The sequence below is a fragment of the Mitsuaria chitosanitabida ATCC BAA-476 = NBRC 102408 genome (genome assembly GCF_001598255.1).
In the GTDB taxonomy this organism is placed as follows: domain Bacteria; phylum Pseudomonadota; class Gammaproteobacteria; order Burkholderiales; family Burkholderiaceae_C; genus Roseateles; species Roseateles chitosanitabidus.
The window spans coordinates 72555-85949 of record NZ_BCYP01000013.1 but is presented as its reverse complement, the minus strand read 5'-3'; the positions used below and the strand labels follow the sequence as shown (position 1 = coordinate 85949).

Sequence of the window (13395 nt, the reverse complement as noted above, 5' to 3'; positions counted from 1 at the left end):
CGGACGTCCTCAGCGCAAGGCGGCCAGCAGCGCCGTCTGCACCGCTCGCAGTTGCCGGTCCCGCTCCAGCACCGACGAGGTCGCGCCGGCCGCGGCGAGTCCGTCGAAGACGGGCACGGGCGTCGCCTCGGACAGCGCGCGCACCAGCGCGGGCGCCAGCCCCTGGCATTCGATCGCCCCGTAGAGCCGCCCCAGCAAGCGCCCCACACTGTCCAGCGCCCCCCCGCCCGTGATCCGCGCGGGGTCCAGCACCGTCACCTGCGCGCCCAGGTCCTGCGCCGCGTCGCGGAACAACCGAGCGGCGGGGGCCTCCGCGTCCGCGCACACCAACCCCAGCGAGATCCCGCGCAGCGGCGCCGCCCGCGTCCAGGGCGCCGGCGCGGGCGGCCGTGCTGGGGGTTGAGGCGGTGGTGCCGGAGGGAACTTCGGTTGGGGCATCGGCGAGGGAGCGGCGGACATCATGATGAGCGTCGCAGACTAGTGGCTTCGCGTTGTCCGGGGTTGATCCATGTCAAGCCTCGCGCCGGGAGCACCGCCACGGCGGACGCGATCTGTGCAAGTCGAGGGCTCGTTACTGAACCGTCACCAAGGGTTCACCGACTGTTGCCGACCGATGTCAAGGATTGGCGCTGCATTTGCGGGCGATTCCTAGGATTCGATCAACCTTTCAACGACGAGACCCACCATGCACAGCGCCATCGCCTCCGCCCCGGTTTCCAACGACCTGCCCCGCGATCGACTGCGCAATGCCCCGGCCGGCCGCCCGCGCATTGCGTCCGCCCCGTCCGGCGCCCTGTCCGTCAAGGCCGGCCTCCAGCGTCCGACCGACGTCGCCGGCCTGATCCCGCCGGACCTGCTGCACATCGGCCCGACGCCCGTCCACGAGCTCCCCTCCAGCTACACCCGCGGCGCGCCGCGTGACCCCCAGCAGCGCATGCTCGAAGTGATGCACATCATCCGCGACCTGGTCCAGCCGACCGCCAAGGTCGTGCGCGCCGGCGACGTGATCTTCCGCGCCGCCCAACCCTTCAACACCGTCTACCTGATCAATGCCGGCGCCTTCAAGCTGGTGAGCCGCAGCCTGGATGGCCGCGAGCAGATCGTGAGCCTGAAGTTCCGCGGCGACTGGCTGGGCTTCAGCGGCATCGGCAACGGCCGTCATCCCTGCGACGCCGTGGCCATGGACACCGGCAACATCTCGGTGATCCCCTACGACACTCTGACCGCCGCCTGCGCCCGCCACCCCGAGCTGATGGCCGTCGTGCACGAGGCGATGAGCGCCGAGATCGTCCATGAGCGCCAGTCCCTGATGTCGGTCTGCACGCTGGCCTCGCTGGCGCGCGTGGCGGCCTTCCTGTGCAGCTGGGCCCGCAGCATGAACCAGCGCGGCCTGCGCGCCGACGAGCTGACCCTGCGCATGACCCGCGCCGACCTGGGCAACTACCTGGGCATGACGCTGGAAACCGTCAGCCGCTGCCTGTCCAAGCTGAGCCGCCTGGGCCTGATCCGCTTCGGCGAGCGGGGCCGCCGCCAGATCTCGATCCCGAGCCTGGCCCGGCTGGAGGACTTCGTGATCGGCGGCTCCATGTCCGACGACGACCACCTCCCGGTGCAATGAGCGGACCGCGGGACGCGCGTCCCGCTCAGCGCGCGAGCACCTTCCCGATCGCGCGCGCCAGGTCGGCCCGCGTGTAGGGCTTGGGCAGCAGCTCCCAGCCCAGCGCCGCTTCCGGCCCGCTGGCCAGCAGCTCCACCGAGAAGCCCGACATCAGCAGCACCGCGATCTCCGGCCAGCCCTGATGCACCCGCTGCGCGAGCTCGGTCCCGCGCATGCCCGCGCCCAGCGCGATGTCGCTGAGCAGCAGATGCGGCAGGCCTTCGGCATTGGCGGCCGAGTCGGCGCCCTCGCGCTCCCCGTGCTCGGCCCGCGCCGCGACCTCCTCGAGGTAGCGCAGGGCCTCCTCGCCGCTGGCGCAGGCGACGACCACGCAGCGCAGGTCCGACAGGAATCGCCGCGCGACCGCGCGCACTTCCGCATCGTCCTCCACCAGCAGCACCCGCAGGCCGGCGGTCAAGGCGTCGGCCTGGGGCTCGGCGACCTCGGCGGCGACCGGCGCCCGAGGCGGCTGCGGCAGGATCAGCGTCAAGGTCGTGCCTCGACCGGACACGCTGTCGATGCCCACCGCGCCGCGCGACTGACGCGCGAAACCATAGACCGTGCTCAGGCCCAGACCGGTCCCGCGCCCGGTCTGCTTGGTCGTGAAGAAGGGCTCGAAGGCCCGCTCCTTGACCTCGTCCGACATGCCGCTGCCGCTGTCGCTGATGGCGATGCGCACGTAGCGCGTCGCGCCGGGCAGGGAAGGATCCGCGGCGGCCCGTTCATCCTCCTCCAGCTCCCGCCCCAGCTCGGGCGGGATCGCCGCCAGCGGCGCCGCCTCGAAGTCCAGCGTGCCGCCTTCGGGCATCGCGTCGCGCGCGTTGATCGCGATGTTGAGCAGCGCCGATTCCAGCTGGGCCGGATCGGCGAGGACATCGGGGCAATCGGCCGCGACCTCGATGCGGATGCGGATGCGCTGGTCGAGCGTGCGCCGCAGCATGTCGGCCAGCGAGCGGATCATCGCGCCGACATCCACGCTCGCCGGTTGCAGCATCTGCCGGCGCGAGAACGCCAGCAGCTTGCCCGTCAGCTCCGCGCCGCGCCGGGAGGCGCGCGTCGCCGCGGCCACCATCTGCGGCGCGAAGCTGTCGCCGGCAACCGCGGGCAGGTCCGCGAGCACCTGCAGGTTGCCCTGGATCACCGTGAGCAGATTGTTGAAGTCGTGCGCGATGCCGCCGGTCAGTTGCCCCACCGTCTCCAGCCGCTGGGAGTGGTGCAGCGCCTCCTCGGTCTGCGCGCGCTGCAGGCAGGTGCCGAGCAGGTTGGCGACCGATTCCAGGAAGCGCAGTTCCGCGTCGCCGAAGCGCTTGGGCTGGCGCGAGCGCACCGCCAGCGTGCCAACCGGCCGGCCGCGGTCCGACAAGGGCACCGACAGCGCCGACACCAGCCCCGCGCGGCGATAGGCCTCGGGGACGACGAAGCGCGACTCGGTGCCGTAGTCCTCGACCACCACCGGCCGCCCTTGCGCCAGCACGAAGCCCTGCGGCGTGTCCGGGCTGCCCGGCACCAGCGTGCCGACGGGCTCCTCGTCCAGCAGACCGACGCCGCCAACCACGCGCAGGGTGGTCCGGCCGGCGTCGAGCAGGAACACGATCGCCAGGTCCGCCTCCAGCGCCTGCGCGGCGATGGACGGCACCTGCCGCAGCACCTCCTGCGGGTCGAGCGAATCGACCGCGATGCGGCCCAGCTGGGCCAGGTGCTCGCTGTAACGGGCGCGCTGCAGTGCCTGCCGCACGCGCGGGTACTCGGCCACGCCGCGGATGGACGCCATCACATAGGGCAGCCCCAGCGGCTGCAGCGGACTGAGCGCGATCTCGACCATGGTCTCCGAGCCGTCCTTGCGGCGCGCCACCAGGTCCATCGTCGTGCCGCCCATCGGGCGCGAGCGCGGCGCCCTGCCGTAGGCCTCGCGGTACTGCGCGTGACGGGGCCGGATGCTGTCCGGCACCAGCATCTCGATCGACGCGCCGACCAGTTCCTCGCGCGAATAGCCCAGCAGTTGCTCCGCGGTGGGATTGGCCAGGCGGATCACGCCGGCGTCGTCGACCAGCACCAGCCCGTCGGGCGAAGCCGCGAACAGCGCGCGGAAGATGGCGGCATCGTCGATGCCCGGGGGCCAGTTCGGCGCGCTCATGCGGACCTCAGACCGACAGCGTCGAGGTCACCCTCGGCACGAAAAGGTAGCCGGCGCCCCGCACCGACTTGATCCAGAGACCCTCGCCCTGCTCGGCGCCGAGCTTGCGGCGCAGCCGCCCGACCTGCACGTCGATCGTGCGGTCGAAGGGCGCGGACTCGCGGCCGCGGGTCTGCTCCAGCAGGAAGTCGCGCGACAGCACCCGGCCCGGGTGCTGCAGGAAGGTGAGCAGCAGGTCGAACTCGCCGGTGGTCAGGGCGACCTCGACGCCATCCGGCCCGACCACGCGCCGCGCCGCGACGTCGACGGTCCAGCCCTCGAAGTGCAGGCACTCGCGGCCAGCGGAAAGGTCGTGCACCGCGTCGACCGGGGCCGGCGACGCGACCAGCGCGGGCGCGGGGGCGGCGGCACCGGGCTCGGGCGCCAGACGCCGCAGCACGGCCTTCACGCGGGCGACGAGCTCGCGCAGGTCGAAGGGCTTGGTCACGTAGTCATCGGCACCGACCTCCAGGCCGACGACCTTGTCGACCGCGTCGCCGCGGCCGGTGACGATGACCAGGCCGCAGCGCCAGTGCTCGCGCAGCTGGCGGGCGATGACGAAGCCGTCCTCGCCCGGCAGGCCCAGGTCCAGCAGCACCAGGTCGGGCGTGTCCGCCGTCATCAGCGCCATCAGCGCGCGCCCGCTGTGCAGCTGCGTCGTGCGGAAGCCGTGCGAGCCCAGATACCCGGCCAGCAGCTGGGTGATGTCGGGCTCGTCGTCCAGGATCGCGATGTGCGAGGGAACGGGCGCGGTCGGGGAAGTGCCTGGCGTTGCGGTCATCGGGGTCAGATTCTATGAAATGAATCCGCGCACCTCCCGGGGACCGGCGGTCATCTGGCCTCTATGCGGATGAGTCGTTCCAGCGTGCGGGCCAGCTGGTCCAGGTCGATGGGCTTGACCATGTGCTCGTCGAAGCCGCTGGACAGCGCCTTGGCACGGTCCGAGGCCTGCCCGTAACCGGTCAGCGCGATCAGCCGTGGCGCGTCGACACCGAGCTCGCGCCGGATCAGCGCGGCCAGTTCGTACCCGTCGATCACCGGCATGCCGATGTCCAGCACCGCCGCGTCGAACGGGGTCGCGCGGACCCGGTCCAGCGCCTCCTGCGGCAAGGTCGTCGTCACCACGTCGTAGCCGGAATAGCGCAGCGCCAGCCCCAGGGTCTCGGCCGCGTCGCGGTTGTCGTCGACCACCAGCACGCGGCCCTGGGCGGGCGGCAGCGTGTCCAGCGCGGGCACGGCCGGGTCGGGCACCGGCGCGACCTGCTGCAGCTCGGCCGGCAGCATGATGCGGAAGCGCGCGCCCTGCCCCGCGCCGGCGCTGTGCACCGCGACCTGGCCGTGATGCATCTCGACCAGCTGCTTGACGATCGCCAGGCCGATGCCCAGGCCGCCCTTGGAGCGCTCCAGCGTGGTCGACCCCTGCTCGAAGAGCTCGAACACGCGCGGCAGCATCGCGGCGTCGATGCCGGCGCCGTTGTCCTCGACCTCGATCACCAGCGATTCGCCCTCGGCCTGCGCGGACACGCGGATCTCGCCATTGGTCGGCGTGTACTTGGCCGCGTTGCTCAGCAGATTGACCACCACCTGACGCAAGCGCGCCCGATCGCCCACCAGGCGCAACTCCGGCCCGACGTCGCAATGGACCTGCAGCAGGTGATTGCGCTCCTCCAGCAGCGGGCTGACGCTCTCGATCGCCTCGGTGAGCAGGACCTGCACGTCCACCGGCTCGCGCGCCAGCTCGATCTTGCCGCGCGTGATGCGCGTGATGTCCAGCAGGTCGTCGACCAGCTTGGACAGATGGCCGACTTGGCGCTCGATGATCTCGTGCTCGCGCGACAGGCCGCCGGTCTGCAAACGGATCAGGTGCAAGGCGGTCGAGATCGGCGCCAGCGGATTGCGCAGTTCATGGCCCAGCATGGCCAGGAACTCGTCCTTGGCGCTGGCGGCGCGCTCGCGCTCATGGTCCAGCCGCGCGGCGTGCAGGCCCGTGGCGGCCAGGGTCGCCGCGGCGCGCATGAAGGCGCTCTGGTGCTGGGAGGGGAAGTCCGGGCGCGAGGACCCGAACCACAGGCTGCCGGCCCGACCCGCCGGGCCCAGGTAGAGCCGCACGACGCGCAGCGTGCCCATCGGCGACTCCAGCGGCAGCGCGGTCTCCGCCGAGTCCGGCATCTGGCGGCAGGTCTGGATGAAGTCGGTCCAGGCCTCGTGGCCGATGCGCACACCGCCCAGGTGCAGCAAGGTGCTGGGCATGGCGTCCGGCACCAGCGGCGCGTGCACCAGGCACACGGCCGTGCCGACGATGCGGTTCACGGCCTCGGTGGTCAGCTGCAGCACGGTGGCCGCGTCGCGGCCCACCCACAGCGCGGGCAGCGCCAGCAGGCCCATCAGGTCGCGCAGCGCCTGGTCGGCGGCGGACGGCTCTCTTTCTCGGGACATCGTCGATGGCTCAGCGCGCCGGCCGGGCCGACACGCGATTGGGAAGGTTCGAGGACTGCGCCGGGACGGCACCCGGAGCCGGCAGGCCGCGCCGCCGACCGCTGACGCGGCGGGCGGACAGCTCGCGCAACATCTCGGCCGGCGGCGTGAAGAAGGGATTCTCGCGCAGCACCCCGCCGATGAGCGTCAGTGGGTGCGTGCGCAGCAGGTCCATCATCGTCGCGCCATCCAGCCGGGCCAGGTCGTAGACGCAGATCGTGGGCAACTGACGCCCGTCCACCAAGCCGTTCAGGCGAGCCTCGTAGATCAGCAGGTCGATGGGATCCGCGCCGGCGTCGAGCGCCGCGTCCATGCGGGCCACGAGGCGCTGGCCGGCCCCCGCGAGCGCATGGCGTTCATGGGCATCGTCGATCGGAGGCCGCTCCCGCGGCGTCGGGTGATCCGCCGCCCGCGCCAGCACCTCCAGCCAGGCCTCCGCGTCGAAACGCGGCCGGCCGTCCTCGACCGGCCAGGTCGCCAGGGCCAACTGGCCGCAGGCCTCGCAGGCCGCCACGTCCATGCCCGTCGCCGCGAGCGCGGCCCGGTGCGCCGCCAGGGCGCCGGGCGCCATCAGGTGCAGGTTGCGTTCCCCCCGACGGAAGGCCTCGCGATAGAACGGCCCCAGCACCTGCGCCTCTTCCTCGCGGCTGTTGAAGAACGCGCAGATGTGGAAATGCCGCAGGGCCGCCCCGTCGACCGACAGGTGCGGCACGCCGCGTCCATTCCCCTGCGCCGATCTCGCGCTGTCCACTGCGACCTCCCTCGCGATTGCCCTGCACGCGCCTGTCGATCCCGCAGGCTTGAGGCGGCGATGTTAGCCTTCGACGGGTCGTGCGCTTCGTCCCCCGCAAGGGCGAGAGCGCCCCCTCATCGATCAAGGAGTTGTCACATGGAATCCACGGTTCACCCCTTCGCCGAACTCTTCGCGCAACTGGGCCTGCCCTCCGGGGAGGCCGACATCCGGGCCTTCATCCAGCGCCACCGGCCACTGGCGGGCGATGTCGCCGTCGCCGACGCGCCGTTCTGGACCCCGGAGCAGTCCCGGGCCCTGCGTGACATGCTGTTGCAGGACGCCGACTGGGCCGAGGTGGTGGACCAGCTCAACCTCGCGCTACATTGACGCTCGCGTCGCGGCCGCCCAGCAGATCAACCACAGCGGCCGGACGATCTCCAGGGAGGAGACCATGGCGCAGACCCTCGTCACCGATGCGGGCGACCCCGGCGATGCCGCGCATGAGCGCGTCCCGGCGGATCGACCGCCCCCGTGGTCGCCGACCTCGCTGGTCGCGCTGATCCGGCCGACCCTGCTGCTGCTGGGGCTGGTCGCGGCCGCGCTGCTGGGCCTGTGGGCGATGGAGCGCCACGGCGGCCGGGTCTCGGCCGTGTCCGAGGTGACCGGTTTCGAGATGCGCGAGGCCACGCCGGGCGACCCGAGGGCGCCTCGGATGACCGGGCGACTGATCCAGTCGAACGCCCGCCTCACGCTGCCGGCCTTCATCCGCACCGACGGGGACCGGACGCTGCACACGCTCCGCTACCAGATCGACCTCGGCCCCTTCATCACGCCGGACGACATCCACGACCCCGTCCGCGACGGCGACGGCCTGCGTCCCTCCAAGAGCCTGGTGATCACCCAGTCGATCAACGGCGCCAGCGTATGGCTCAACGGGGTCTGGCTGGACGGCTACGCCCAGTCCACCCCGGACGCCCGCTTCATGTGGTTCCGCCCGCTGGTGGCGGAGTTGCCCCGCAAACTGCTGCGCCGCGACGGCCCCAACATCGTCACCGTCGAGGTCAGCAGCTGGGAGCCCTACTTCACCCTCGCGCCGATCTATGTGGGCCGCTCCGAGGAGGCCGGCTACGTCGCCGAGACCATCGACTTCCTGGGCGTGGCGCTGGCCCATGCCTCCAAGGCCTTCTGCTTCCTGGCGGGCCTGTTCATGATCGGCGTCTGGCTGGCCAACCGGCATGACAAGGTGTTCGCCCTGCTCGGCGCGGCGGCGCTGACCTGGGCCCTGGCCTGCACGCTGTCGCTGTGGGTCTACATGCCGGCGGCCTGGCGGACCCTGTGGCTGTGGACCTTCTACCTGAGCGCCGGCGGGCTGAACGTGCTGCTGGTGCAGTTCATCCTGCGCTACATCGACCGGCCGCTGACGCGGCGCGCGCTCGTCGCGCTGTTCGTCGTCTCCGCCGTGGCGGCGACGATCTGGCCCTTCGCCGGTCAGCTGCTCGAGTGGAATCTGGACATGTTCTGGATCTGGGCGCTGCTGCCCTTCCAGGCCTGGGCGGTCGCGCAACTGGCGCTGCATGTCTGGCGCACCCGCAGCGGCGACGGCCTGCTGCTGCTGGTGACCGTGCTGCTCGCGGGCCTGCTGATCCTGCACGACTACAACGTGCTGATGCAGCTGATCCCCTGGCCGGCCCACGACGGCCCGTGGAACCTGACGCGCCTGCTGACCGCCCCCATCTACCTGACCCACCTGGCGCTGCCGCCGCTGCTGATCGTGATGGCGCGCGTGCACCTGGCCAAGTACCGGGTCAGCGTCGAGCACGTGCGGGAGGCCAACCGCATCCTGGCCGAATCGCTGCGCCGGCGCGAGATGGAGCTCGCCGTCAGCTACGACCGCCAGCGCGATCTGGAACGTCGCGAGGCCGCGCAGGACGAGCGCGAGCGCATCTACAACGTGCTGCACGACGGCATCGGCTCGCGGCTGATCACGACCATCTTCAGCCTGCGCGAGGGGCGCGTGGAGCCCCAGCAGCTGGAGCGCAACCTGCTGGGCATGCTGCAGGGCGTGCGGGATGTGATCAGCGAGACCGACACCACCGAGCATCGCGAGATCCAGGACATCCTCTTCGACTACTGCATGAACCTGGATTCGATGCTCAGCGCGCCGGACTTCCAGGTCGAGTACGACATCGCGGGCGGCGGCGAGTTCGTGCTGCTGGGCGAGCGGTCGAAGGACCTGCTGCGCATCGTCGAGGAAAGCGTCGCCAACACGCTCAAGTACGCGCGGGCCTCGCGGCTGAGGATCTCGCTCACGCAGGAGGACACCAGCCTCACGCTCACCGTGTCCGACAACGGCGACGCGGCGGCGAATCTGGCCTCCGGGATCCGTCCGGCGTTCGGGACATCGACCGGGCACGGGCTGACCAACATGCGCGAGCGGGCCCAGGCGATGGGCGCGAGCTTCCGCTTCGAGCGCGGCGACCACGGCGCGCTCACGACGGTGGTCCTGCCGCTGGCCCCGGCGCCGGGGACCTTCAGCCCCCGTAGCGCCGCGTCTTGAGGTAGTGCTTCGGGCTGCAGAGGCGGCGCTGGACCTGCCAGAGGCTGCCTCGCGCCTCGGCGCCGGAGGCCGCGTCGCCGAGCCGGCGCTGATACCGCGCGACCTCGCCGCGCACCGAGCGGACCCAGGCCGCGCCATGCCCGTGGCAGCAGGCCGAGAGCCAGACCCGGATCCAGCCGCCCAGCAAGGCGGGCGGCCAGTCCGCCAGCAAGGCGGCCAGCGTCGGCGGATCCTGCGGCGGGACGGTGCACTGGCGCCCGGCCACGATCAGCAGGCGCATCACGATCGCCGGATCGGTCGACAGCTCCGCGGCGATCGCCTCGGTGTCGGCGCGATCCGCGAGCAGGCGTCGCGCCCTGAGCAGCACCGCGGCATCGCAGCCCGGCAGCGCCGGCACGGAGACGTCCTGCGGCGGCGAGATGAATCGGCCCTGGCACTGCGTCACGCCGAGTTCCCTCAGACGCTGGTAGCCGGCCATGGATTCGACGCGCTTGCCGATCACCTCGAGCCCCGCGTCGACCGCGCGCGCGACGATCGGCGCGAGCTGCGCGGGTCGGGTCGCCACGAGATCGAGCTTGAGGACGTCCGCATAGGGCGCCAGCAACCAGCGAGGGTCGTCGAGGTGACGCAGCCCGTCGATGCTGAAGCGTTGCCCGCGCGCGCGCAGTTGCGCCACGCGCATCAGCACGGCGGTGTCGACCGCCACCGCGTCGGTCAGCTCGATCACGCCCAGCGTCGGGGTCACGAGATCGGCCAGCGGCCCCATCAGGGTCGGCTCATCCATCGGGATGAACAGCCGGCCCGAGGGGGTCTGGCCCGCGACGCCGGCATCGATCAGCGCGTTGGCCAGCAACGCGCTGGTCAGGAACTCGCCGGGCACCAGCGCGTCGGGCTGCATGGCCGCGTTCCATCGGAACAGCAGGTCGTGCCCGACGATGCGCCCGTCCGCATCGGCGATCTCCTGCGCGGCGAAGCGGACCAGACCGCCGGAGTCAGGTCGAGCGGTGAGCCGGTCCTCGTCGCTCGCGCGTGCCGGAGCGGCCAGGATGACGGGGGCGGCGGGCGTGGCCGCGGGCGATCGCACCGGGCGATCCAGGGGGCAGATGTCGAGGAAGTTCATGTCGATCTCCAGGAATAGGGGCCGGGTCGGGACGCTCAGACCGCCAGCGGTGCGCCGCCCGCGATCGCCGCGCCGATCGCGGTCAGGCCGGGGTCGCGTGGCAGCCAGACGTCGCGGGCGAGCCCGGCGGACAAGGGGTCCGGCGCGTCGATGCGGACCTCGATCACGCCGGTCGTGGCGGTGTTGCCCGCCAGGTCGCTGACCGTCGCGCGGTAGTGGTGCGAACCCGGGGCGAGATCCCTCTGCGCGGTCGCGGTGGCGAACCAGTTCACACCGGCGTCGTCCGAGCGCTCGAACAGCACGGTCGCTCCGGCGTCCTGACCGGCGAGTGCCAGGCTGAAGCTCGCGTCGGTGGTCGAGAGATCCGCCGCCAGGCCGGTGTCCTCGAAGTCCTCGAGGACCAGATGCCCCGGCGCGGGGGCGCTGGTGTCGATCGTGATCGCCCGCGAGGCGCTCGAGTCGCGATTGCCCGCAGCGTCGATCGCCCAGGCCCGGAACAGATAGCTCCCATCGGCCAGATCGTTCAAGGTGTCGCCGCAGGCCTGCCAGGTCCGGCCGCCGTTCGTGGAGTTCTCGTAGGCCACGGACGAGCGCCCGGCCCCGCCGCCGATCTGCAGCCGGAAGGTGTTGTCCCGGGTGATGCCGTCGGTGGCGTTGCCCCCCGTGTCATCGAGGTCCGCGACGCTCAGCTTGACGGCGGTCGGGGGCGCGGTATCGATCCGGACGGTGATCGCGCGGGTGTAGTGGGTGCTGCCGTCCGCGTCGACGACCGCGCCTCGGTACTGCCAGTTGCCGTCGCTGAGCGCGCTCTGCGCGGCGCTGGTATCGACCCATGTCTGAGTGCCGCTGCGTGTCACCTGGAATCCGGTGGAGACCGCGCTCGCCGCGGTGCCTGTCAAGGCCAGCACGAAATGGTCAATCGACGTGACGCGATCCAGCGCGTCGCTCCCGCTGTCGGCGAAGCCGGTGAGCAGCAGGCTGCCCGCGACCGCCTCGCGCGTGTCCACGCGGACCGCCACGACGTTGCTGAGCGCCGTGTTGCCCGCGGCGTCGACAGCGCCGGCCCGAAACAGGTAGTCGCCATCGAGCAGCCCGGCCGGCGAGGCGCCGCAGCGGAGCCAGTCGAGCCCGCCGTTGGTCGACACCTCATGGAAGCTCGCGGTGTCGGCGCCGCCGTCCAGCGAGAACGAGAAGCTCGCCTGCTTGAGGACGTAGCCGGACGTGGCATCGCCCTGCCCGCCCGGGGCCACCAGATCGAGCCGGCCGATGGCGGGCGCCAGCGTGTCGACGGTGACCGACACGGCCGCCGACGTCGCCGAGCGGCCGAAGGCGTCCGTGAGCACGGCGCGGAAGAGATGATCGCCGTCGGGCAGATCGCGCACGGCCGGATCGACCGTCGACCACGTCAGGCCGCCGTCGATCGAATGCTCGAACGACAGCGTTCCCGGGCTGGCCTCGGCGCTCAGATCGACATCCCGCGTCTGGCTGATGCGGTCGAAGGCGCTGATGCCGGTGTCCGTGCCGAGCTCGATCCGCATCGCTCCGACGCGCGGCGGCGTGGCGTCGATGTTCAGGGTCTGTGCCGCGCTGTGGCTGCTGTTGCCGGCGGCATCGGTGACGAGCGCGCGGAACTGGTAGTCGCCGTCGAGCAGCGAGTTCAGGGATGCGCCGGTGGTGGCCCAGGTCGCGCCACCGTCGCGTGACACCTCGAAGCGGACGTCCGCGCCGAGCTCCTCGCCGGCCGTGGACAGGAAGACCTGTTGCTGCCCGGTCGTGGCGAGCAAGGCCGTCCGGCTGATCAGCCGCCCCGCTGCCGGAGGGTCGACATCGAGGGCCGGGGACGGCTCGTCCGGCGGGGCGACGACCGGTGGCGCGGGATCGGGCGGCGGTGCCGGGGTCGGACGGGAGTCCGCTTCCGCATCGTCCGGCAGGACCGGCGGCGGAGCAGGTTGGCGATCGCCACCTTGCTCCGGCACAGGTGCCGGCGTGGGCGCTGGCGGGGGAACCAGCGCCGGCGGGTTCGCCGCGGCCTCCGCATGCGCGGTGCCCGCGCCGAGCGCCACGGCGCTCCCGCTCGACAGCAAGGCCAGCGCGAGGCCCTCGGCCGACCACCAGCCGACCATGGCCGGATCCGGGTCGACACCCGAGCCCCTCGGCATGACGGTAGCGAGACCGTCGTCGTGGCCCTCGTCGTCGATCGTGCGGGTGCTTGCGTTCGTGGCCCCATCCGCGTCCGCGTCTGCGGTCGTGGCTACACCCGTACCCGTACCCGTACCCGGGCTCGGGCTCGGGCTCGGGCTCGGGCCCTCATCCTGAGGCGCCGCCTCCCCTCCACCCTTCCTGCGCGGCCGCAACCCTGCCGCCGTGGCGCCCGCCTGATGCTGCTGTCTCACGTCCGATTCCTCGTCGAATTGCCGATGGCTCTGCCTCGGCGATTCACGGATGGGGAATTGAATGCGGAGATCGAGCAATATTCACGAAAGAAACTCGTGAATATTCAAACCCATCACCCAAACAAACCACCCACGCGATCACCAATACCTCCCAAATTCGGGCGGCATGAGGCAGGAAATAATCCATTCCCGACTGAATTTCGGGATGACGAGGAAATTCTAGAAATCGGATTTCGAACGAAAGACCACCTCCATGTGCTGATCAACGCCGAAGAGTGATCAACCTT

At 71.5% G+C, this 13395-nt stretch carries 10 protein-coding genes; 3 read left to right on the top strand and 7 right to left on the bottom strand.

The genetic code is table 11. The annotated features are described in order from the left end of the window. Positions 1 to 9: 9 nt before the first annotated feature. Positions 10 to 459, bottom strand: coding sequence for a Rossmann-fold NAD(P)-binding domain-containing protein (locus MCHT01_RS08630; RefSeq protein ID WP_218017885.1), 450 nt, complete (start codon positions 457 to 459; stop codon positions 10 to 12). Between the two features lie 226 nt (positions 460 to 685). Between MCHT01_RS08630 and MCHT01_RS08625 the strand changes: the two genes are divergently transcribed. After that, positions 686 to 1618, top strand: coding sequence for a Crp/Fnr family transcriptional regulator (locus tag MCHT01_RS08625; RefSeq protein WP_245643201.1), 933 nt, complete (start codon positions 686 to 688; stop codon positions 1616 to 1618). A 25-nt stretch (positions 1619 to 1643) separates the two neighbouring features. On the opposite strand, the gene MCHT01_RS08620 is transcribed toward MCHT01_RS08625, so the two are convergent. The 4 genes from MCHT01_RS08620 to MCHT01_RS08605 are packed head-to-tail and all read right to left on the bottom strand — an operon-like array spanning position 1644 to position 7056. Beyond that, the gene (locus tag MCHT01_RS08620) at positions 1644 to 3791 is read right to left on the bottom strand and encodes a PAS domain S-box protein (protein WP_067064660.1); all 2148 of its coding nucleotides are present in this window, start codon (positions 3789 to 3791) and stop codon (positions 1644 to 1646) included. 7 nt (positions 3792 to 3798) lie between these two features. Then, a complete protein-coding gene (locus tag MCHT01_RS08615; RefSeq protein ID WP_067064658.1) occupies positions 3799 to 4611 on the bottom strand; it encodes a response regulator transcription factor in 813 nt (270 codons plus the stop codon). A 50-nt stretch (positions 4612 to 4661) separates the two neighbouring features. After that, positions 4662 to 6266 carry a hybrid sensor histidine kinase/response regulator gene (locus MCHT01_RS08610; protein WP_148661451.1) on the bottom strand — a complete coding sequence of 535 codons (1605 nt, stop codon included), beginning with the start codon at positions 6264 to 6266 and terminating at the stop codon, positions 4662 to 4664. Positions 6267 to 6276: 10 nt separating this feature from the next. Further along, positions 6277 to 7056: an MEDS domain-containing protein gene (locus MCHT01_RS08605; protein WP_169806109.1), complete on the bottom strand. Its 780-nt coding sequence runs from the start codon at positions 7054 to 7056 to the stop codon at positions 6277 to 6279. 138 nt (positions 7057 to 7194) lie between these two features. Between MCHT01_RS08605 and MCHT01_RS08600 the strand changes: the two genes are divergently transcribed. Then, on the top strand, positions 7195 to 7425 hold the full coding sequence (locus tag MCHT01_RS08600) for a DUF2789 domain-containing protein (protein ID WP_067064653.1): 231 nt from the start codon (positions 7195 to 7197) through the stop codon (positions 7423 to 7425). Between the two features lie 64 nt (positions 7426 to 7489). Beyond that, positions 7490 to 9595: a sensor histidine kinase gene (locus tag MCHT01_RS08595; RefSeq protein ID WP_067064652.1), complete on the top strand. Its 2106-nt coding sequence runs from the start codon at positions 7490 to 7492 to the stop codon at positions 9593 to 9595. Here the strand turns inward: MCHT01_RS08595 and MCHT01_RS08590 are convergent. Next, on the bottom strand, positions 9570 to 10715 hold the full coding sequence (locus MCHT01_RS08590; protein ID WP_067064650.1) for an EAL domain-containing protein: 1146 nt from the start codon (positions 10713 to 10715) through the stop codon (positions 9570 to 9572). The genes MCHT01_RS08595 and MCHT01_RS08590 overlap by 26 nt on opposite strands. Positions 10716 to 10750: 35 nt before the next feature. Next, entirely contained in the window at positions 10751 to 13186 is a 2436-nt protein-coding gene (locus tag MCHT01_RS08585; RefSeq protein ID WP_218017884.1) for an Ig-like domain-containing protein, read from the bottom strand. Between the last annotated feature and the right edge of the window lie 209 nt (positions 13187 to 13395).

Excerpts from the sequence above, each read along its gene's own strand:
- MCHT01_RS08630 (WP_218017885.1), bottom strand. The coding sequence starts at position 459 with ATGTCCGCCGCTCCCTCGCCGATGCCCCAACCGAAGTTCCCTCCGGCA.
- MCHT01_RS08625 (WP_245643201.1), top strand. The coding sequence starts at position 686 with ATGCACAGCGCCATCGCCTCCGCCCCGGTTTCCAACGACCTGCCCCGC.
- MCHT01_RS08620 (WP_067064660.1), bottom strand. The coding sequence starts at position 3,791 with ATGAGCGCGCCGAACTGGCCCCCGGGCATCGACGATGCCGCCATCTTC.
- MCHT01_RS08615 (WP_067064658.1), bottom strand. The coding sequence starts at position 4,611 with ATGACCGCAACGCCAGGCACTTCCCCGACCGCGCCCGTTCCCTCGCAC.
- MCHT01_RS08610 (WP_148661451.1), bottom strand. The coding sequence starts at position 6,266 with ATGTCCCGAGAAAGAGAGCCGTCCGCCGCCGACCAGGCGCTGCGCGAC.
- MCHT01_RS08600 (WP_067064653.1), top strand. The coding sequence starts at position 7,195 with ATGGAATCCACGGTTCACCCCTTCGCCGAACTCTTCGCGCAACTGGGC.
- MCHT01_RS08595 (WP_067064652.1), top strand. The coding sequence starts at position 7,490 with ATGGCGCAGACCCTCGTCACCGATGCGGGCGACCCCGGCGATGCCGCG.
- MCHT01_RS08590 (WP_067064650.1), bottom strand. The coding sequence starts at position 10,715 with ATGAACTTCCTCGACATCTGCCCCCTGGATCGCCCGGTGCGATCGCCC.